The organism is Collinsella aerofaciens, from assembly GCF_020709435.1.
GTDB lineage: Bacteria > Actinomycetota > Coriobacteriia > Coriobacteriales > Coriobacteriaceae > Collinsella > Collinsella aerofaciens_AU.
The window spans coordinates 1-414 of sequence record NZ_JAJFDP010000054.1 but is presented as its reverse complement, the minus strand read 5'-3'; the positions used below and the strand labels follow the sequence as shown (position 1 = coordinate 414).

Annotated in this window: 1 tRNA gene; it reads right to left on the bottom strand. The window is 52.4% G+C overall.

The features are described from left to right. Positions 1-185 precede the first annotated feature (185 nt). Positions 186-261 (bottom strand) — tRNA-Ile (locus LK493_RS10105). Between the last annotated feature and the right edge of the window lie 153 nt (positions 262-414).

The window sequence follows — 414 nt, the reverse complement described above, 5'->3', positions numbered from 1 at the left end:
GGGTATGGACGGCCGGTCCAGGTCCAGCCCCGTAATCCGGCATAGTTTTGAAATGGTTCTTGTCAATCAGCATTAACTATTGCGTGGATTTGACCGAAAACGTTTATCAAGACAATTTCGCAGGCATGTGGAGTGGGAACTTTAGCAAAAAGAAGCCGGGCTATTTGCCCGGCTTCTTGATTCTCTGGTGGGCCCTCCGGGATTCGAACCCAGAACCCAGGGATTATGAGTCCCCTGCGCTAACCGTTGCGCCAAGAGCCCTTATAAAATGGCGCGTGCAATAGAGGCCAATAGAACAGGCCACCCATCTTGAACCACGACGTGAAATACTACCATGCACGCGGCGCCCGTTCAACGCACGATCTTGTCGACCAGGAGGATCATGGTGCCGCCTTTGACCTTGTGTGCCAATAT